Here is a 19,863-nt window from a genome sequence, read left to right on the forward strand (position 1 = left end):
TCAGTAAAGGATAAAATTTCAGGCATAAAAAAACGCAGTAAAGCTGCGTTTTTTGGTTTTACTTCTTGGCTATTTAGCTTTGTTCAAGCTTAGCCAGTACCGTAAATAACTGCTCTATTTTTTTTACAATATCGATCAGTGCCTGCTGATCAGAGGTTTTTTGCCAAAAAACCAAGTCATTGGCTACTTCTTCCACATAAGGCTGAAAAGTATTGGCTGAACATTTAAAGCCAGCGTCAGGGGTAAATATTGCCGCAAAGCCTGCTTGCTTGGCTTCACGTAATGTAGTTAATGTGGCATCTGCCGCCAGTGACTTCTTTAAAATGATCGAAATATTATCGATTAATTGTTTGTGTACCGCTTCGCTCATAATAACTCATCTTCGTTTCGTGTCTTCAATAGCGCTATTATGCCAAATTGATTGGCATTTTGTTAGCTTCTAAGATAATTTCTCTAACAAGTTTTGGCATTAAATTACGGTGAATATTTACATAGCCAATGTTAGGTCAAATTGTTCTTAGGTTTTGTTTGCTGCTCCCGCAATTTCTCTAACCAGCTTTGGCATTAAATTATGGTGATATTTATATGGTCAATGCTAGGTTAGGTTAAATTGATGGGTGTTTTGTTCGCTTCTCCCGCAATTTCTCTAACCAGTTTTGGCATTAAATAGCCGGGTAAAATCGCCATTAGCTGCAAAGTGATTTTTTTTGCCTCTGCTTCTGTGACATCAAAATGAGCAACGCCTTGTACTTTATCAAATAAATGTAAGTAGTAAGGCTGAATACCGACATCAAATAAGCCTTCACTTAATGCTGCTAGCGTGTTGGCGCTGTCATTAATGCCTTTTAACAATACGCTTTGATTAAATAGTGGAATTCTGGCCGCAAGCAAAGGCTCAATAGCTTGTGAAACGTTAGCGTCGATTTCGTTGGCATGATTGATGTGAAAAACAATGACAGGTTTAAGTCTTGTTAAACTTAAGGTTTTAACCAAAGCTGGCGTTATACGCTGTGGAATAACGATGGGCAAACGCGTGTGAATACGTAACCGTGTCACGTGGGGGATTTTTTCAACTTCGGTAATTAACCATTGCAAGTGCTCGTCACTGGCCATTAGGGGATCGCCACCGCTAAAAATCACTTCGTTGATTTCTAAATGCTGCTCAATATAGCTAAGTGCTTGTTGCCACCTTGCTTTATTTGGGCTGTTATCGGCATAAGGAAAGTGGCGGCGAAAACAGTAGCGACAGTTAATCGCACAGCCTGTTTTCACCATCATTAATACCCGATGTTTATATTTATGCAGCAATCCTGGGGCGACGGTGTCATGTTCTTCTAGTGGATCTTCGCTATAGCCGTCAGTTATTGAGAATTCTAGATCTAATGGCATAACCTGTTTTAGAATAGGGTCGTTGATATCGCCTTTTTTAATGCGAGAAATTAAGGGCCGCGGCACACGCACAGGAAATAGTTTACGTGCAGCAAAGTGCTGTTGATAGCTTTCTGGTGAAATTTCGACCAACTCTAACAAGGTTTTTGGGTCGGTAACAACATTTGCCAATTCTTTTTGCCAAGAAGTGTGCAATTTATCGCTGATTTGGGTTATTATTTGCGGCATTTCTATATTCAATTTTTAACCTTTGCGTTTACTGCGTGAACGAACGAGCATAATAATTATGGCTAATTTTAGCACTAACCAGTTCAAAGCTGGACTTAAATTAATGATTGATGGTGAACCTTGTAACATTATCGATAATGAAATTGTAAAGCCAGGTAAAGGGCAAGCATTCAACCGTATTAAAATTCGTAAGTTAATATCTGGCAAAATATTAGAAAAAACCTATAAATCAGGTGAAAGTGTTGAAGGCGCCGATGTGATGGATTCAGAGTTAGGTTATTTATATGCTGATGGTGAGTTTTGGCATTTTATGGATAATGTAACCTTTGAACAAGTGGCGGCAGACGATAAAGCTGTGGGCGATGTCGCTAAGTGGTTAGCGGAAGGTGATATGTGTACCATTACATTTTGGAATGGTAACCCTATTTCAGTCGAGCCACCGAACTTCGTTGAGTTACAAATCACTGAAACTGACCCTGGCCTAAAAGGTGATACCGCAGGCACTGGCGGTAAACCGGCAACACTGGCAACCGGCGCCGTGGTACGTGTACCACTATTTGTCCAAATAGGTGATGTGGTAAAGGTTGATACGCGCAATGGTGACTATGTGTCACGTGCGGGTAAGTCTTAAGTTTTAGCTAGTATTGCCTAATGACAAAAGCCTGCATTTTGCGGGCTTTTTTGTTGCCGAGCCATGATACCCTTGCTTAAATTAATGGCATTTTTCTACCGTGGCAAGGCAAGCGCCTTGACCACAATTTATTACTGGTTCGCCATTATTACTCGTTAACTTACTAAGTGCATTTTGGCGAAAGCACAAAGCATTATAAGTTGAAAATGACCAACTTGCCCCCACATTAAAGGCACGCAATTTTTTTAAGGTTCGCTATGCACTCAGCATTAAAAATATCAGGATTAAAGAAAACCTATAAAGGTGGTTTTCAAGCACTTAAAGGTATTGACCTGACGGTTAAACAAGGTGATTTTTTTGCTTTGCTTGGCCCTAATGGCGCCGGTAAATCGACCACTATCGGTATTATTATGTCATTAGTAAATAAAACGGCAGGTAAAGTTGTTGTTTTTGGGCATGATATTGATCAAGAACTTGAAACAGCGAAAAGCTTTATTGGTGTAGTACCGCAAGAGTTTAACTTCAATCAATTCGAGTCGTTAATGAAAATCTTGGTTAACCAAGCAGGTTACTACGGTGTAGAGCGTAAACTAGCGGTTCAGCGAGCTGAGAAATATTTAAAAAAATTAGACTTATGGGATAAACGTAATGACTCGGCCCGTATGCTTTCAGGTGGCATGAAGCGTCGGTTAATGATTGCTCGAGCATTAATGCATGAACCACAAATGCTGATACTTGACGAACCTACTGCCGGTGTAGATATTGAACTACGCCGCTCAATGTGGGAGTTTTTACGTGAGCTTAATCAGCAAGGCATTACTATTATTTTAACCACACATTATTTGGAAGAAGCGGAGATGCTTTGCCGAAATATTGCCATTATAGACTCAGGTATTATCGTTGAAAATACCGATATGAAATCCTTATTAGCTAAATTAGATGTAGAAACCTTTGTTTTTGATTTAAAGCCAAATAGTGTGCCGACAGCCTTGGCAGATTTTAGCTCTAGAGTGATTGATGATCACACCTTAGAAGTGGACGTTAAAAAAAATCAAACCATTAATGCTGTGTTTATTGATCTCAATAAACAAGGTATTGAAGTATTAAGTATGCGCAATAAAAGTAATCGCCTAGAAGAGTTATTTGTTGGTCTAGTCGGTAGCGGTCAAGCAGCGAGCGAAAGCGCGGTTAAGGAATAAATATTATGGCATCATCTAGAAATATCATTGCGCTTAAGAGTATTCTGCACAAAGAAATACACCGCTTTATGCGTATTTGGGTGCAAACCTTGGTTCCACCGGCGATTACCATTAGTTTGTATTTTGTTATCTTTGGCTCGTTAATTGGCTCGCGCATTGGTGAAATGGGTGGCTTTGATTATATGTCATTCATTGTGCCCGGTTTGATTATGATGAGTGTTATTACCAACTCATATTCTAATGTCGCCTCGTCATTTTTCAGTGCCAAGTGGCAACGCAATGTCGAAGAAATGCTAGTGGCACCTGTACCTAATTGGGTGATTGTTGCTGGCTATGTGGGCGGCGGAATGGCACGAGGTATGTTAGTAGGCAGTATAGTGACGCTAGTATCTATGTTTTTTGTTGATATACAAATACATAACATGTGGGTGATTATTACCACCGTGGCACTTACCTCAGCTACCTTTGCTCTAGGAGGATTAATTAACGCCATTTTTGCCGGTAGTTTTGACGATATATCTATTATCCCCACTTTTATATTAACGCCACTGACCTATTTGGGTGGGGTGTTTTATTCGATCAGTTTGTTACCTGATTTTTGGCAAGGTGTTTCACAAATTAATCCGATTGTGTATATGGTCAGTGCTTTTAGATATGGTTTTTTAGGTATTTCTGATGTGAGTTTGGCCTTGTCATTTTCGGTGTTAGGCGTGCTTATTGTGAGTTTGTACACTATTGCTATGGTGTTAATTACTAAAGGTATTGGCTTAAGAAGTTAAGCTTAACCACTAGCTAATAAATTGAAATTTATAGGTAAAAAGTAATGAGCAATACAGAAATAATTGGTGACTCAAGAATGATTGAAACTAACCAACCCGATATGCATGAAAAGTTGGTTGATATCGTTCATAAGCATATTGAGCATCCATCACGAAAGCCAATACAAGCACACACTCAGCAAGCATTTGATGAAATTAATGCTATTGTGCTCGCATTTTCGGGCGAAGTTATTCTTGATTCCTGTTGTGGTGTTGGCCAAAGTACGCGCTTATTAGCCAAGCAAAATCCGGATGCCTTAGTCATAGGGGTAGATAAATCTGCCCATAGAATTAACCGTAATGTAGATGAAGTTGAGCATGATGACGGTCAAGGGAAAGTACAGAATTATCATTTGATCCGCGCTGATTTAAATGACTTTTATCGTCTTGTTGTGACAGCTAACTGGCAAATAAGTCAGCATTATATTTTATATCCAAACCCTTGGCCAAAAGCTAAGCATGTGCAGAGACGCTGGCACGGTAGTGCTGTTTTTCCACAAATTATTGCTGTGGGGCAAGAAATTATTTTACGCAGTAACTGGCGACTTTATTTAGAAGAGTTTCAACTAGCAGCGAGTATATTTTCTTTGCAAGGGGATATATCTGCGATTAATGATGCTGAGCCGTTAACGCCATTTGAAGCAAAGTATCAAGCGAGTGGACAGCAATGTTGGCAATTGCGTATTTTTAAGTAATGACAGCAGTAAGCTAAAAACAAAAAATTGGTTAAATTAACAAATTTTTAGCCAATTTATTGCGTTTGAATATTCATTTTTAAGCTGCTTTTATTTTTTTTATTATATATTTCATTTAGTTATGTTTTTGGCCTGAATGTTGATATTACTTTACTATATCAACTTGTAATTTAGGATGAATAACATGACAAACAATATTAAAAAAACCGTTTTTATGCTGGCGTTAAGCAGCTTGGCAATTGTTGAACTGGCTTTGGTTTATATAGCAACTTTAGTCGGTTAAGCATGATTTTAGCTAAGTATTACTGCTAAATTCAGGCGAGTTAAATTGAGCTTTATTTGGCTTAATCTTAGGTTTAAAACTCAATTTTGATTGAAAAAACGAGACTTTTGCTTCATTTTTTATTAGAGTGCCGCTCATATACAAACATCAACTTACTTAAGTTAAGTCGTTAATAGTGAATAAATATGACGGTGAATAAACGCGCGGCAAAAGCGTCTGAAGAGTCTTTACTGCGCATTTTTACCATTCCTGTTGCACCTGATTCTACATTAGGTCGAATAGAGAATGAGATATCGCAAAATTTGGCAGGCTTCCTTGGCGCACATATAGCGGCAACAGAGCAAGCGTTGAGCGAAATTGAAAAAGACTTTGCTGATTCGCAGATCCCTGAAGAGCCTGCTTTTGTTTCTGATCACATGCAGCACTTGCTTGACAACTTGGTGTCTCAGTCTGTGCATACCTCAAGTCCAAGTTTTATTGGCCATATGACCTCGGCACTGCCTTACTTTATTTTGCCGTTGTCAAAGTTGATGGTGGGCTTAAATCAAAACTTAGTCAAAATTGAGACCTCTAAAGCCTTTACCCCGATGGAACGGCAAGTTCTCGGCATGATGCATCGCTTAGTTTATCAAGACGAAGCACCATTTTATCAACAGTGGATGCACAGTGCGAATCATTCGTTAGGCGCATTTTGCTCAGGTGGCACTGTTGCTAATTTAACGGCACTTTGGGTTGCGCGTAATAATTTACTAAAACCCGATGGTGATTTTAACGGTGTAGCACGTGAGGGCTTGTTTAAAGCGCTTAAACACTACCAGTATGATGGCTTAGCTATTTTAGTCTCGGCTCGTGGTCATTACTCACTGAAAAAATCAGCCGATATATTGGGCATAGGCCAAGACAGCGTTATTGCTATTCCAACCGATGAAAATAATAAAATTGACTGCCAATTGCTAGCTGCTAAATGTCAGCAATTAGCCAGTGAAAATATTCATGTGCTCAGTATTGTTGGTGTCGCTGGGACAACTGAAACTGGTAATGTAGACCCGCTTGATAAAATGGCCACTATTGCCCAACGTTATGGCGCGCATTTTCATGTTGATGCCGCCTGGGGTGGAGCCACTTTATTATCAAATAAATATCGACCCTTATTAAAAGGTATTGAGTTAGCTGACTCGGTGACTATCGATGCACACAAACAAATGTATGTGCCGATGGGCGCTGGGCTAGTGGTGTTTAAAAATCCGGCCTCGGTGGCAGCGATTGAACATCATGCTGAGTACATTTTACGTAAAGGATCGAAAGATTTAGGTAGTCATACTTTGGAAGGATCGCGCCCAGGTATGGCAATGCTGGTATATTCTGCGCTGCACGTGATTAGTCGCCCTGGCTATGAAATGCTGATTAATCACAGTATTGAAAAAGCACATTATTTTGCTGATCTAATAGCGCAGGATCCTGATTTTGAACTGATCACTAAACCTGAGTTATGCTTATTAACTTATCGCTACAATCCTGCCATTGTACAAAAATTGTTGGCGTATGCAGATGATATTGAGCAAGAAAACATTAATGAATTACTCGATAAACTGATTAAGTTTATTCAAAAACGCCAACGTGAAAATGGTAAATCTTTTGTTTCTCGTACTCGCATTGAAGTGAAAAAATATCAAGGGCGTAAAACCTTAGTTTTTCGTGTGGTATTAGCCAATCCATTGACCTCAAAAACGATTCTTCAAGATGTTTTAGCTGAGCAAAAAACCTTGGCACAAGAAAGTAAAAGCTTTTTGCCATTGTTACTGGCAATGACCTGAATATTTTCATCAGCAAATAAAAAAGCGACTACCCTGAGTAGTCGCTTTAATTTTTACTACGTTATGAATGTATACATTCATAAATCTATACATTCATAAAGCTATCTAGTCATAAAATAACTTAAGCTAATGTTACTTGTAGGTTATCAATTAACCGTGCTTTACCACAATGGGCGGCCGCAAGAATCACTAGTTTTTTGTCGTCTTTGTTTGCGGGTTGTAAAGTACGTGCATGACAAATATGAATATAATCAGTTTTCATGCCAGCCATATTGATATTACTGGCCGCTTTTTGCGCTAAGCCAACAAAGTCATCGTTGCCTCGTATTGCTTGAGCAAGCCACTTAAGGTTTTGACTTAAGGCGGGCGCTATGTTTTTTTCTTCTTTGTTGAGATAATTATTACGTGAGCTTAACGCTAAACCTGAGGCTTCTCGCACGGTTTCAACGGCTATTATCTCAATCGGCATAGATAAGTCTTCCACCATGGTTTGAATAACTTGCACTTGTTGATAGTCTTTTAAGCCAAAGCAGGCAATATCGGGTTGCACTAAATTAAACAATTTACAGACAACTGTTGTTACACCACGAAAATGTCCAGGGCGACTTTCACCACAATAGTGTTGAGAAACATTCGGTACTTCAACATAACTTTGTTGGTCTAACCCCTTGGGATAAATAATCGCAGGCGTTGGCGTAAATAATAAGTCGCAACCTGCGGTAAGTAATTTCTCTTGATCCGCCGCCATAGTGCGAGGATAATTACCGATATCTTCATTAGCGCCAAATTGCATTGGGTTAACAAAAATGCTGGCAACCACTTTATCAGCAGCCAATTTGGCTTTTTCTACTAAGGCAATATGCCCTTTATGTAAGTTGCCCATAGTGGGTACAAAAGCAATTTTAAGACCTTGTTGGCGCCAAAGATTAATTTCGCCACGTAAATTCGAAATTTGTTCAATTGTTTGCATGCTGATTCTACTTTCTACTCGCTGTTGAAGGCTTAAGCTCTAATGACGATGGCTGTTATAAGTAACAGATTCATTAATTGCTCACCTTCTTATGGTCTATATAATATACTGCGTCTTTGTGTCATCAGAGTTGTTGGCTAGGTGAATATGTGCTCAGGGCCTGGAAAGTTGCCTTTGCTGACTTCGTCAATATACAGCTCTACTGCCGTTTTTATATCGCCAGTATCGATTAAAAAGTTACGTGAAAACTTAGGCATATAACTACATGAGATGCCTAAGGCGTCATGCATCACTAAAATTTGTCCATCGGTATCTTTACCTGCCCCTATACCTATGGTCGGTATTGATACAGCTTCGGTAATGGCTTTACCTAGACCACTTGGAATGCACTCTAGCACTAATAACTGTGCACCAGCGGCCTGCAATGCTTTAGCGTTTTCAATCATCTCTAGGGCTTTGTCGCTTTCTCTACCTTGTACTTTAAAGCCACCAAAGACGTTAACCGACTGTGGTGTTAAGCCTAAATGGGCACAAACGGGGATACCGCGCTCAACTAAGCCTTTAATGGTTGCTTCTAACCAGTAGCCACCTTCTATTTTTACCATGCTGGCACCGGCTTGCATTAGCTTAGCGGCGTTTATATAGGCTTGTTCGGTAGTCGCGTAACTCATAAATGGCATGTCAGCGATAATAAGGCTGTTTTCCACACCACGTTTTACACAAAGTGTATGATAAGCCATATGTTCGATTTCAACGGGTAGGGTATCGTCATGGCCTTGTAAAACCATACCTAGTGAGTCACCGATCAATATTGCGTGAATACCTGCTTGATCGAATATTTTCGCGAAACTGGCATCATAGGCGGTAATAGTGGTAATTTTTTCACCTTGCTGTTTCATTTTTTGCAAGGTGGCGGTGGTTATTCTGGCCATAGTATTTCCGTTGGTTATGATGCAGCATTAATTTTCGCTACTTTTAGAGCTGTTATTCTAACTTAACTTACTGTGAATTTTTAGTCCATTTTTATTAATCTGGTCAGCCAGTTCCTGAATATTATCACCATCAGGTAAAATTATGTCAGGTGCTATTTCTGCCAGCGGTAGTAGCACAAATTCTCGTTTTTTTAAGCCATAGTGCGGAATGGTTAAGCGTTCAGTACTTATAACTTGCTGGGCAAATAACAGTATGTCTAAATCCAGCACCCTAGCCCCCCAACGATTATCCTTGCGAACACGACCGGCATTTTGTTCAATATGTTGTAGTTGATCAAGTAATGCAATGGCACTTAAGCTTGTTTCAATGGCGACCACAGCATTCATGTAATCAGGTTGATCTTGTGGTCCCATTGGGCGACTAAAATATAATGAAGACACTTGGCTAACTTGACAGTTTTCTAATTGCGCTAGTTTATCTAACGCAGAAGATATTTGTGCTTGCGGATCAGCTAAATTACTGCCTAAACCAATATAGGCTAAAGCCATTAGGCTTCGCCACTAGTGCTTTTTACCCGAGGTTTTTTGCGCTTACGTGTGCTGCGTCGAGGACCATTTTTACTGGGTACAATACTTTTTATCATCACTTGTTGTGTCTCGGCATTAGCTTCTTGAAAGTCTCCCCACCATTTAGCGAGTTCTTGCAGAGAACCTGGCTCGCTTTGACTAATGTTTGGCTGTTCAATTTCAGCACGCAGTAATAAAAAGTCATAACCGGCTCTAAACTTGGGGTGTTCAAGTGCTTTAAATGCGCGTTTACCATCTCGGCGAACTAATTTTTCTTGTAAAATCCAAATGTCTTTCATCACGGCTTGAAAACGCTTGGGTATAGCAATACTGCGCTGTTGCTCTGACATCACTTCACTTAATGCGCCAAAAAATGCATCTTGTGGTGTTAGTTGGGTTTCACGATTTAATCTTTGTATTTGCTCTTGCATCGGATACCAAAGCATAGCTGCAAATAAAAATGCGGGGGTAACACGTTGGTCATTATTAACTCTATGATCCGTGTTTTTCATCGCCAAACTGATAAAGTCAGCTAAATAAACTTGAGACTTTTGATTCAGTTGTTGATCAACTGCAGGGAAGAAGTACTGAAATAAACTGTAATCACGCAGCAGTTCAAAGTTTGCCAACGCTTTGCCAGACATAAACAGCTTTAAAAACTCTTCAAACAAACGCGCAGGTGGAATATTAGCCATCAGTGGCGCAAGCGTTTTTATCGGCGCTTTGGTGTCAGGATGAATTTCCATATCTAATTTTGTCGCAAAACGGATAGCGCGTAACATTCTAACGGGGTCTTCACGGTAGCGTGTTTCAGGGTCACCAATTAAGCGAATTTGTTTGGCGTAAACATCAGCGACACCATTGGCAAAGTCATAAACCTTAAAGTCTTTGGCTGAGTAATAAAGTGCATTAATGGTAAAGTCACGACGTTCGGCGTCTTCTTCAATACTGCCATAAATATTGTCACGCAATAACATGCCGTCTTCATTTTGCTTTGAGGTTTTTTGACAACTTTTTTCTTCATCGCTATCGTGATGACCCCTAAAGGTCGCTACTTCAATAATTTCACGACCAAAAACAATATGTGCAAGACGAAAGCGACGACCAATAAGTCGACAATTACGAAACAATTCTTTAATTTGCTCAGGAGTTGCATTGGTGGCAATATCAAAATCTTTGGGTTCAAAACCTAAGATAATATCGCGAACACCACCGCCCACTAAGTAAGCGTCATAGCCGCCTTTATTTAAGCGATATAATACCTTTAAGGCATTATGACTAATGTGTTTTCTAGATACAGGGTGCTGATCACGTGAAAGTATAATGGGTTGTTCAAATGATGGCTGCTTAGAATTTTTTTTTCGTGCTTTTCCGAGTACTTTTTTACACAAATTGATCACGCTTTTGATAATGGTGGACCCCAGTTTTATCGATAAATTTACCGCGCAATGATATAACAGTGTAAAGGAAAAGAGAATGGAAACAGTGTGAAAAGTCGGCGTTAATTGTACTTATAAAACTATTTCTTGTGATTTTGGTACTTGAGTGATCGACCAGTGGGCGATTGCCCAAGTTAAAAGCTCAGTCACATTGGCTTGTTGTAATTGTTTCGGTGGCTGTTGACCCAAAAACTTTAAGGCGGCAAATAGTGAAGGCACTGGGTTTTTTTGATCAATTTCAGGGGCGTGATTTTGCTTACTGAGTTTAAAACCTTGCGGAGTTACTGCCAAGGGAAAATGACCAAACTTAGGGGCATTATGCTGTAAAATTTGATAAAAACTTAATTGCCTTGCTGTGGGTTCAATTAAATCACAACCACGGATAACATGGGTAATACCTTGATAGATATCGTCAACAACAACCGCTAATTGATAGGCAAATAGACCATCTTTTCTTAAGACAATAAAGTCTTCTTGAGCCAGTTTAGCGCTGCAGGTTACTGAGTGTTGAATAAGGTCGTGATAGTGTGAGATACCTATAGTGTTAATCACACGAATAGCACTACCATTTACCGGTTGTGATAAGCGTCGACAATGGCCTTGGTAGATTCCGCCCGTGGCTTTAATTTGGGCTCGAGTACAGTGGCAATAATAACTGAGTTTTTGTTGGGCTAATGCGGATAATACTTCACGATAAAGGTTACTTTGTTGGCTTTGGTAAAGGACATCTTCATCCCAGTGCAAACCATAATTTTCCAGTGTTTTTAATATTTCAGCACTGGCACCAGCCTTTTCTCTAGGTGGATCAATATCTTCAATTCTTACTAGCCATTGGCCGTGATTATGCTTGGCATCTAGATAACTGGCTAGTGCAGCAATTAATGAACCGAAATGTAATAAGCCGGAAGGCGAAGGGGCAAAGCGGCCCCGATAGTTACTGGCAGTATCGGGTCGCAAAGATTGGCTGATAGCTAACAACGTTGAGGGCTTTTAACCTGCGAGTTGACGTTCTTTGATTTCTTGTAATGTTTTACATTCAATGCAAAGATCAGCTGTTGGGCGGGCTTCTAAACGGCGAATGCCAATTTCAATGCCACAAGAGTCACAAAAACCAAAATCATCATCTTCGATAAGTTGTAAGGTTTTCTCAATTTTCTTGATTAGTTTACGTTCACGGTCGCGTGTACGTAATTCAAGACTGAACTCTTCTTCTTGGGCCGCACGGTCAACAGGATCAGGAAAATTTGCTGCTTCATCCTGCATATGCGATACGGTACGATCAACTTCTTGGCGAAGTTGTACACGCCATGCATCTAGAATTTTTTTGAAATGTTCTAGTTGCGCGGCATTCATGTATTCTTCTTTAGGCTTCTCAACGTAAGGGTTGACACCTGCTAATGCTAAAATACCTAATGTTTTCTGTGCTGGCATGCTAATTCTCCTAGCCCTAAATCGATGAATATTGGTTACGTCATGTAACTTCATCGCTTGGTTGCAACGGCCAATTCATACAGGCCAAAATATTCCACATATATTGTGCTAGCTTGTATAAAATTCAAGGCTTAATTGATAAATAATCAGGATAAAATATAAAGTTTTTTTAAAATATTACAGCTGTTTAAATTTTAACCAAGATGACAATAAAATTTGAGCAAGCCCTTTTAGCAAGTTTTTAACCCTCTCGTCAATCATTATTGTTGCTATTTCTTTGTTATCACTCAAGTGTGACCGGTACTTTGTTGGCTAAAGTCATAGTGAAATTATGTTTTTCTTTTTGAAAAGTAGCTTTGTAAGCTATAATTTCAACGCCTCGTTGGCTTGCTTCACGCAGCAGTTCTGCGTATTTAGCATCAATATGTGCTGCAGGCTTCACATCTTTTATGCCTGAATGTAATACAGCAAATAAAAGAACGGCTCTGTGGCCGTTTTCCACCATGGCCATTAACTCGCGTAAATGTTTTTGCCCTCGCAAAGTCACCGCATCTGGAAAATAGCCCTGATTTTTTACTAATAAAGTCACGCTTTTGACTTCGATGAAAGTCTCTTGGCCACTTTCATCAGTCAGGTGAAAATCTATTTTACTATTTTCGTCACCATATTTAACTTCACGCTTTAATGCTTTAAAATCCTGCAGTTCAGTAATGGTACCATTTATAATGGCTTGTTCTGCCAGTTGATTCGCCCGCAATGTATTGACACAAATAAAATGATTTTCTTGGGTCTGTGTTAACTCCCAGCTAAAGGGGTATTTGCGTTTGGCGTTGTCTGAGGTGCTAAACCAAACAGTATCATTAGGCACCGCACAGCCACTCATCGCACCGGTATTGGCAACATGAATGGTACAATCGCTACCATCTTCTAAGGTGATATCTGCCAAGAAACGTTTATAACGTTTAATTATAGTCGCTTTTGTTAAATTAATTTTCATTACATATTTTCATTACATATTATTAGTCATCAGGCTTCTTGCATGTTACGTGATGAGTCGTTGAACTGCTAATTTCTCTCAACAGGCTTTACTGTCTTTATAGCTTAGGAAAAAAAATGACTAAGGGATAAAACACAGTTTTACGAACATAAAACTGTGTTTTCGTATTTAATCTTTCAGTAAGCCATAGAAGAGAAAATCTATATTGCTCTCTAACAAATCATGTGCAAAATTTCGTAACAACTATTGCTATAATTTTTTTACACCAGTTTAACAACAAGGTATTTACAAGGCTTAATGCCATTACTTGGCTTTACCCTAAAGCAGATAAAAAAAGCAGTTTGATAAATCAGTTGCAAAGGTTAACTATTTGCCGTTATGTTGCCGGTATGGCGCAACGGGTATAGACTATTAGCTTAACATTAAATGCAAAGGCGATAACATGACCACAGCTAATTCTGCTTCAGTATCAATAACCTTGACCACTAGTAATAACGCACAAGGTTGGCAGCAAGATAAAACCCTACAAATTACCCATGATAATATTGCCATTTACTTACCTCAAGACGCACCCCATCGCTTACGAAAAATTCAAATGGCTGCGCGTAAAATAGAAAAATTAGATATTGCGCATGCATCGCTTCAGGGCGATGCATGGGATGAAGCGAGTCAGTGGGCTTTTGCGCTTGGATTTAGTTGTGTTAACAAACTAGAGAATATCAATTTTTGCGGTGAGCCAGCGTTAATTGAACGTTTGCACAATAAGCTCGCTGTTTATGCTTGGAGTCGCGACTTAACTAACCAAACGCCGGCTGAACTTTACCCGTTAAAGCTGGCACAATTAACGTCAGACTATATTAAAAACCTCGCCCCTAAACATGTCTCTACTCGTCTGATTCAAGGTGAAGAACTCAAAGCGCAACAATGGATGGGTATCTACAATGTAGGTAAAGGTAGTGTTAATAAGCCATGTTTGCTTGAGCTTGATTTTAATCCGAGTGCTGATGAAAATGCGGCAGTTACGGCTTGTTTAGTGGGTAAAGGTATTACCTTTGACAGTGGTGGTTATAGTCTTAAAAGCAATGTTGGTATGTTTGATATGAAGTGTGACATGGGCGGTGCAGCTGTTGTGGCTGGTGCTTTGGCATTGGCTATCAAACAAGGGTTGAACCAAAGGGTTAAGTTATACCTATGCTGTGCAGAAAATATGATCAGCAGCAATGCCTATAAACTTGGCGACATTATTACCTATAAAAATGGCGTGACTTGTGAAGTGGCTAATACCGATGCGGAAGGCCGTCTTGTACTAGCTGATGGTTTAATGGCTGCTAGTGAAACGGGTGCGCCAATGATTATTGATGCGGCCACCTTAACCGGTGCTGCTGTGATGGCAACTGGCGGTGATTACTCTGCTTTATTCGCGCTTGATGATAACGTGGCGGTAAAAGCACAAGCATCAGCAAAAGCAACCGGTGAAGCATTATGGCAGTTTCCTTTAGAGTCTTGGCACCAAGATAAATGCCAGTCAGCATTTGCTGATACAGCTAATAGCCGCACAGCAAAAGGTGGTGGGGCTGGTGGGGCGAGTAATGCCGCAGGATTTTTATCACGCTTTGTCGATAACGACGGTGCTGGTTGGTTACATTTTGATTTAGCTGGCGCTTATAATGGTGCTGAGTCTAACTTATGGGCTGCAGGTGCAACAGGTCTTGGTATTGCTACGATTGCTGACTTGATAACTAACCATTAATTTTTAAGGCAGGCTTTGACTAGGTTAAGTGTTAGTTACTTGCTTCACTAATAGCGAGCAAAGCGTTCGTCACTAAGCAAATCATATTTACTCAGCTTTTTATGGTCTTTTAAAGCCTTAATTTAAGAGGTGAAGGTCGTGCTAGAAAAGATATTTTCTAGCACTTTTTGTATCTGTTAACGATCGCTTTAAGGGCGCGATATGGGTGAGGACTGTTAACTATTTAATGCGCTTTAGTGTTGTTGTAAATACTCTTCTAACCAAGATTTTGCATTGTCTATATCACTAAAGACATAAAAGGTAATATTACAGGCTTGGTAAATCCGTCCTAGCTGTAACTGCTGAATATCAGCAGTGCTGCTGTCAATTAATACACTCGCATTGGCGATTAAGCCATGTTTTACGCGGTATTTATTGACCTTGATTAAGGCCTCTTCCGCTTCAGGTGAAAAAACACTATTGCCATAAAAAGTAATTAATAAGCCCCAAGGTTTGCCTGAAAACTGTTCACAAGCACCATACATATCATTAATATATTTTTCGGTCACGTGCGCATTAAATGGGCCAAAAGCCTCTACTTGTAAAATGTTCGAGCGCGATGCTATTGAATACTTATCTTCTACTATTGTTTCCATTGTGCAAACTTCATTTCAACCAGAGGGTGAACAGTGATAACACTATTATACGCACTTGCCAAGTAAGCATGTTTTCGAAAATTTGCCAATTTAAATCTCCTTAAAAATCAAGGCTAAAAATTTATTTTCCATGTTTGAACTGGCTCGTATCTAACACCTAGGGCGGTCGAGTATGAATGATATAAGCTAAAGCTAGTGATACTCAGTTGTTGTGTAAATACGGTTTTTTGAAGGCTTTTACATAGTGCTGGTAATGGAGCTTTTGCTTTACGATAAAGGCTTAGGTGCGGTTGGTAGCTACTATTTTCAAGCGCAATATTACTGTTCAGGCTTAGCTCAACCACAGTGCGCTGTAAATATATTAACCAGTCAGGACAGCTTGCGGGCATCAGGTGTAATACCTGCGCATTTTTAAAATAACCTAGCTGTGACAACACGACAGATGAGGCCTTGTTTTGTTGTATAAGAGGTTTTAGGCGCTGTTGCATCAAACCATGCTGTTGGCTAATTAATTGCGCTACACTCGCTTGTTGTTGCGGGGTGATAAAACCTAAAAAGGCCAAAGTAATATGAAAGTTTTGCCTGTTGATAGGTTTAAATGGCAAGGGTAAATGTTGCTCGCGCCAATGGGCAATTTTTACTTTATCTGTGTATACAATATCTAAGGCAATAAACATGCGTTTTTTCATCAATATTTCCATTTTAGCGACTTAAGAGCATGACAGTAAAGCTTCTACTCATCTCATTAACCTTGTGACCATGCTTGGATATTCCACGATTGAACGGACATTAAGCATAAGTACTGTAGAGTTTATTCGCTATATATTTTGTATGGTTACTATATTCAGGTTGCTGAAATAATAGTAGGAAGTCGCCGCTGCTCTTCATATTAATAAAGCCTATTTGCTTTTCTGTGATTTGATTGATCCGTTAAATCTTTTCAGAACAGCTCTACATTCTTCTTTGTCTTTCATTGAGCCGGTATTACAGGTAGATTTTTGAGTATCGTTACCTATTTCAAAGTTACGCTGAACACCATGATGGATATATGATTACAAGAAAAACATTCCACCCAAGCAGTTGATAATGTTGACTTTTTATTTCATAATGTTAATTGGTATACTTTAAGCAAGGAGTCGAGCTTAGCTAAAATCATATAGCTAACTTGTTGACTACACTTGGTGAAATTATTAGACACTATATTGATAAAACGCCTAAAATTATATTCAACACGTGAAGAAGCAAAAGGAGAGATATTTAATTTTATAGAAATGTTCTACAATCCTAAAAAGTGTCACTCTCATACGGATAGTATTTCACCTACTAAATGTGAGAAAACATATTTTTCTGAGTTAAAAACTCTCTAGTGAAATATGGAAAGTCCAAGTTTAACCAAAGATAAATAGCATAATCAAAAGTAACAAATTAACGCACAGTAGATGCGCTAACTTGTTGACTTCATCTAAGTGATAACAACTTATCAGTCAATTACTGCGACGCTAATTGATGCGTTTTATCATTTATATTTTTATACCTATAATAAATCCAAGTCATTAAAATATAAAAAGTAGAGTCCATAAAATTAACCTTCCAATTAATAAAATATTAGCCGACCTTTTACAAGAGTTAAAAAATAACCAGAGTGTGGTGTTGCAGGCAGAACCCGGGGCAGGTAAATCTACTGCCGTTCCGCTTGAATTATTAAAAGCTGACTTTTTGAATGGTCAGCGAATTATCATGCTTGAGCCTAGACGAATGGCAGCAAGGTCAATTGCTAATTACTTAGCTAAGTGCCTGGGTGAAAAGGTTGGTGAGACTGTTGGTTATCAAGTAAAAAATGACAAAAAAATATCAGCTGCCACAAGACTTGAAATCCTAACCGAAGGAGTACTGACTAGGCGACTTCAATCAAACCCTGAATTATCAGGTGTTGGCCTTATAATATTTGATGAGTTTCATGAGCGGTCCATTAATACTGATTTGTCACTTATGTTATCTCTCGAAATTCAACAGGTCATTCGTGAAGATCTTCGACTTTTAGTGATGTCTGCGACATTAGATACAAACTTAGTATCAAAATATCTCGGTGACGCACCTGTGATGTTATGTAAAGGAAGAGCATATCCAGTTAGCGTTTTTCATCAAAAAACAGATAAAAAACAGTTGGCGTTGAATGTCTGTAAAGCAATATTTAATGTCATTGAAGATGAGGGAGATATTCTTATATTCCTCCCTGGCGTTGCTGACATAAAAAGGTGTATTTCACATGCTGGTACAGTATTTTCAGAGCACAATAAACTTAAACTGGTGTCATTACATGGTTCATTACCTCTGGAAGAGCAGGAAAAGGCGATAGCATTAGCACCACCAGGCGTTAGGAAAATTATTTTCACAACCAATATCGCAGAAACCAGTTTAACTATCGAAGGTATTACCTGTGTCATTGATTCAGGTCTGGAAAAGAAACTTATTTTCAACCCGTCAAGTGGCATGTCAAAGCTGACGACAACTCATATATCAAAAGCGTCAGCCGAGCAACGTAAGGGCCGAGCAGGTAGGTTATCTGCAGGGAAATGTTTAAGGTTATGGAGTGAAACCGAACATATATCGCTAAAAGACTACCAAGAAGAAGAAATTTTGAATGCAGATTTAGCTGATGCCGTGATAGAGCTAGCAAGCGCTGGACATTCGAATTATGAGGAAATAAATTGGTTAACACCGCCCCCAAAAGCTCATTATGACTCAACTCAAGATTTACTGGTAAAATTAGGTATGCTTGAGAAATCAGGAAAAATCACAAGGCTTGGAAAACAAGCAAGTACTCTGCCTATCCACCCAAGGCTAGCTAAGATGATGTTGGCAGCGAATGGCAACCAAGAGCGTGAAATTGCTTGTAATATTGCAGCTCTCTTGTCAGAACGAGATATATTGCAAGGGAGTGATAGTGCAGATTTTTTGATGAGATTACAGGTTATTATTGAGAACGCGACGGGTCATGTTAATAAAGCCTATGTAAATAGAAATACGTTAAAAACGGTAGTTAAAGATGTTCAGACATTACAGTCATCTATAAAACATAAAAAAAGCAAAGTAGATATCTCAGGTATTTCAGACATCGCAGCATATTTGTTGCTTCTAGCATTTCCGGAAAGATTGGCTAAAAGACGTTCAGCTAATAGCAATAAATATCAACTAGCCAATGGCAAGGGGGTCTTTCTCGCAGAAGATGATCCTCTTATTAATAATGAGTACTTAGTGGTTAATGATTGCGATGCGCAAAAAAAAGAAGGTCGAGTTTTTAGTGCTATTACTTTTAATAAACATATTTTATCTGAAAAATTTTCTCAGGAAATTTCAGAACAAATAGAATATGAGTTAGCAGCAAACAATAGCCGTGTATACGCAAGGGTATTGAAAAAATATGGCAGTTTAATCATCGAAGAAACAAGAAGTAACGATGTTCCTACTGAATTCATATTAGACAGTATTAAATCTCTGGTAAAGACAGATGCTAGAAACATATTAAGCTGGACTCAAGAGTGCGATGATTGGATGAAAAGGGTGATATGGCTTGGTGGTAAAGTGAAAGGCTTTCCCGTGTTATCAGAGACTTTAATCATGAACACGTCTGAAAACTGGTTATTACCGTATGTTTCAAATATTAAAAAAATATCGGATTTAAAACGAGTGAAAATATTACCCCTATTATCATCATTATTAACATATGAAGAGTCAAAAGTACTTGAGAAAGAAGCTCCCGTAATTTATACAACACCGAGTAACAAAAAGGTTTCAATCATTTACGACAAAAATTCAGAGCCAACAGTGGCTGTCGTATTACAAGAATTGTTTGGTGAGCTTAAATCTCCAATGTTGGCAGATAATAGTATTGCACTACGATTTGAATTGTTATCACCAGCGAGAAGACCAATACAAATAACGAGTGATTTAGCCAACTTTTGGGGTGGCTCATATATCGAAGTTGCAAAAGACATGCGAGCTAAGTATCCCCGCCATAGGTGGCCGATTGATCCCTTTTCTGAACAAGCAGGTAGCTCTAGAAAAAAACGAATTACATAAGCGTC

Annotated in this window: 18 protein-coding genes; 7 read left to right on the forward strand and 11 right to left on the reverse strand. The window is 39.0% G+C overall.

Features of this window, described 5'->3' with window-relative positions:
* Positions 1–73 precede the first annotated feature (73 nt).
* Both H4J46_RS09930 and epmB read right to left on the reverse strand, forming a co-directional pair.
* Positions 74–370, reverse strand: coding sequence for a hypothetical protein (locus tag H4J46_RS09930; RefSeq protein WP_182233356.1), 297 nt, complete (start codon positions 368–370; stop codon positions 74–76).
* A gap of 230 nt (positions 371–600) precedes the next feature.
* On the reverse strand, positions 601–1,617 hold the full coding sequence (gene epmB / locus H4J46_RS09935) for an EF-P beta-lysylation protein EpmB (RefSeq protein WP_182233685.1): 1,017 nt from the start codon (positions 1,615–1,617) through the stop codon (positions 601–603).
* Positions 1,618–1,675: 58 nt separating this feature from the next.
* On the opposite strand from epmB, the gene efp reads away from it, so the two are divergent.
* The 5 genes from efp to panP all read left to right on the forward strand — a co-directional run bounded on the left by efp (position 1,676) and on the right by panP (position 7,057).
* A complete protein-coding gene (efp, locus tag H4J46_RS09940; RefSeq protein ID WP_182233357.1) occupies positions 1,676–2,248 on the forward strand; it encodes an elongation factor P in 573 nt (190 codons plus the stop codon).
* Positions 2,249–2,505: 257 nt separating this feature from the next.
* Positions 2,506–3,447: an ABC transporter ATP-binding protein gene (locus tag H4J46_RS09945; protein ID WP_182233358.1), complete on the forward strand. Its 942-nt coding sequence runs from the start codon at positions 2,506–2,508 to the stop codon at positions 3,445–3,447.
* Positions 3,448–3,452: 5 nt separating this feature from the next.
* Positions 3,453–4,226, forward strand: a complete 774-nt coding sequence (locus tag H4J46_RS09950) for an ABC transporter permease (protein WP_182233359.1) — start codon at positions 3,453–3,455, stop codon at positions 4,224–4,226.
* A 44-nt stretch (positions 4,227–4,270) separates the two neighbouring features.
* Positions 4,271–4,960: a tRNA (guanosine(46)-N(7))-methyltransferase TrmB gene (locus H4J46_RS09955; protein ID WP_182191800.1), complete on the forward strand. Its 690-nt coding sequence runs from the start codon at positions 4,271–4,273 to the stop codon at positions 4,958–4,960.
* 468 nt (positions 4,961–5,428) lie between these two features.
* Positions 5,429–7,057: a pyridoxal-dependent aspartate 1-decarboxylase PanP gene (gene panP, locus H4J46_RS09960; protein ID WP_182233360.1), complete on the forward strand. Its 1,629-nt coding sequence runs from the start codon at positions 5,429–5,431 to the stop codon at positions 7,055–7,057.
* A 121-nt stretch (positions 7,058–7,178) separates the two neighbouring features.
* On the opposite strand, the gene panC is transcribed toward panP, so the two are convergent.
* The 7 genes from panC to sfsA all read right to left on the reverse strand — a co-directional run bounded on the left by panC (position 7,179) and on the right by sfsA (position 13,393).
* Positions 7,179–8,027: a pantoate--beta-alanine ligase gene (gene panC, locus H4J46_RS09965; RefSeq protein WP_182233361.1), complete on the reverse strand. Its 849-nt coding sequence runs from the start codon at positions 8,025–8,027 to the stop codon at positions 7,179–7,181.
* A 137-nt stretch (positions 8,028–8,164) separates the two neighbouring features.
* Complete coding sequence (panB, locus tag H4J46_RS09970) at positions 8,165–8,959, reverse strand: 3-methyl-2-oxobutanoate hydroxymethyltransferase (protein ID WP_182233362.1); 795 nt, start codon at positions 8,957–8,959, stop codon at positions 8,165–8,167.
* Between the two features lie 57 nt (positions 8,960–9,016).
* On the reverse strand, positions 9,017–9,508 hold the full coding sequence (folK, locus tag H4J46_RS09975) for a 2-amino-4-hydroxy-6-hydroxymethyldihydropteridine diphosphokinase (protein ID WP_182233363.1): 492 nt from the start codon (positions 9,506–9,508) through the stop codon (positions 9,017–9,019).
* Complete coding sequence (gene pcnB / locus H4J46_RS09980; protein WP_404851786.1) at positions 9,508–10,950, reverse strand: polynucleotide adenylyltransferase PcnB; 1,443 nt, start codon at positions 10,948–10,950, stop codon at positions 9,508–9,510. Before pcnB ends, folK begins: the two co-directional genes overlap by 1 nt.
* Positions 10,951–11,037: 87 nt before the next feature.
* A complete protein-coding gene (gene gluQRS / locus H4J46_RS09985) occupies positions 11,038–11,943 on the reverse strand; it encodes a tRNA glutamyl-Q(34) synthetase GluQRS (RefSeq protein WP_259365785.1) in 906 nt (301 codons plus the stop codon).
* Between the two features lie 12 nt (positions 11,944–11,955).
* Entirely contained in the window at positions 11,956–12,396 is a 441-nt protein-coding gene (gene dksA, locus H4J46_RS09990) for an RNA polymerase-binding protein DksA (RefSeq protein ID WP_182138163.1), read from the reverse strand.
* Positions 12,397–12,679: 283 nt separating this feature from the next.
* Positions 12,680–13,393, reverse strand: coding sequence for a DNA/RNA nuclease SfsA (gene sfsA / locus H4J46_RS09995; protein WP_182233364.1), 714 nt, complete (start codon positions 13,391–13,393; stop codon positions 12,680–12,682).
* A gap of 442 nt (positions 13,394–13,835) precedes the next feature.
* On the opposite strand from sfsA, the gene pepB reads away from it, so the two are divergent.
* Positions 13,836–15,143 (forward strand): aminopeptidase PepB, encoded by a 1,308-nt coding sequence (gene pepB, locus H4J46_RS10000; protein ID WP_182233365.1) that lies wholly within the window; start codon positions 13,836–13,838, stop codon positions 15,141–15,143.
* A 233-nt stretch (positions 15,144–15,376) separates the two neighbouring features.
* Here the strand turns inward: pepB and H4J46_RS10005 are convergent, their stop codons facing one another.
* Positions 15,377–15,778: a hypothetical protein gene (locus H4J46_RS10005; protein ID WP_182233366.1), complete on the reverse strand. Its 402-nt coding sequence runs from the start codon at positions 15,776–15,778 to the stop codon at positions 15,377–15,379.
* A gap of 113 nt (positions 15,779–15,891) precedes the next feature.
* Positions 15,892–16,467 (reverse strand): RNA 2',3'-cyclic phosphodiesterase, encoded by a 576-nt coding sequence (thpR, locus tag H4J46_RS10010; protein WP_182233367.1) that lies wholly within the window; start codon positions 16,465–16,467, stop codon positions 15,892–15,894.
* A 904-nt stretch (positions 16,468–17,371) separates the two neighbouring features.
* On the opposite strand from thpR, the gene hrpB reads away from it, so the two are divergent.
* Positions 17,372–19,858: an ATP-dependent helicase HrpB gene (hrpB, locus tag H4J46_RS10015; RefSeq protein ID WP_310650238.1), complete on the forward strand. Its 2,487-nt coding sequence runs from the start codon at positions 17,372–17,374 to the stop codon at positions 19,856–19,858.
* Positions 19,859–19,863 lie beyond the last annotated feature (5 nt).

The sequence above is a fragment of the Colwellia sp. MB02u-6 genome, assembly GCF_014077095.1.
Classification (GTDB): Bacteria; Pseudomonadota; Gammaproteobacteria; order Enterobacterales; family Alteromonadaceae; genus Cognaticolwellia.

Excerpts from the sequence above, each read along its gene's own strand:
- dksA (WP_182138163.1), bottom strand. The coding sequence starts at position 12,396 with ATGCCAGCACAGAAAACATTAGGTATTTTAGCATTAGCAGGTGTCAAC.
- sfsA (WP_182233364.1), bottom strand. The coding sequence starts at position 13,393 with ATGAAAATTAATTTAACAAAAGCGACTATAATTAAACGTTATAAACGT.
- thpR (WP_182233367.1), bottom strand. The coding sequence starts at position 16,467 with ATGAAAAAACGCATGTTTATTGCCTTAGATATTGTATACACAGATAAA.
- H4J46_RS09955 (WP_182191800.1), top strand. The coding sequence starts at position 4,271 with ATGAGCAATACAGAAATAATTGGTGACTCAAGAATGATTGAAACTAAC.
- efp (WP_182233357.1), top strand. The coding sequence starts at position 1,676 with ATGGCTAATTTTAGCACTAACCAGTTCAAAGCTGGACTTAAATTAATG.
- H4J46_RS10005 (WP_182233366.1), bottom strand. The coding sequence starts at position 15,778 with ATGGAAACAATAGTAGAAGATAAGTATTCAATAGCATCGCGCTCGAAC.
- panB (WP_182233362.1), bottom strand. The coding sequence starts at position 8,959 with ATGGCCAGAATAACCACCGCCACCTTGCAAAAAATGAAACAGCAAGGT.
- epmB (WP_182233685.1), bottom strand. The coding sequence starts at position 1,617 with ATGCCGCAAATAATAACCCAAATCAGCGATAAATTGCACACTTCTTGG.
- panC (WP_182233361.1), bottom strand. The coding sequence starts at position 8,027 with ATGCAAACAATTGAACAAATTTCGAATTTACGTGGCGAAATTAATCTT.
- pepB (WP_182233365.1), top strand. The coding sequence starts at position 13,836 with ATGACCACAGCTAATTCTGCTTCAGTATCAATAACCTTGACCACTAGT.
- panP (WP_182233360.1), top strand. The coding sequence starts at position 5,429 with ATGACGGTGAATAAACGCGCGGCAAAAGCGTCTGAAGAGTCTTTACTG.
- H4J46_RS09945 (WP_182233358.1), top strand. The coding sequence starts at position 2,506 with ATGCACTCAGCATTAAAAATATCAGGATTAAAGAAAACCTATAAAGGT.
- H4J46_RS09950 (WP_182233359.1), top strand. The coding sequence starts at position 3,453 with ATGGCATCATCTAGAAATATCATTGCGCTTAAGAGTATTCTGCACAAA.
- H4J46_RS09930 (WP_182233356.1), bottom strand. The coding sequence starts at position 370 with ATGAGCGAAGCGGTACACAAACAATTAATCGATAATATTTCGATCATT.
- folK (WP_182233363.1), bottom strand. The coding sequence starts at position 9,508 with ATGGCTTTAGCCTATATTGGTTTAGGCAGTAATTTAGCTGATCCGCAA.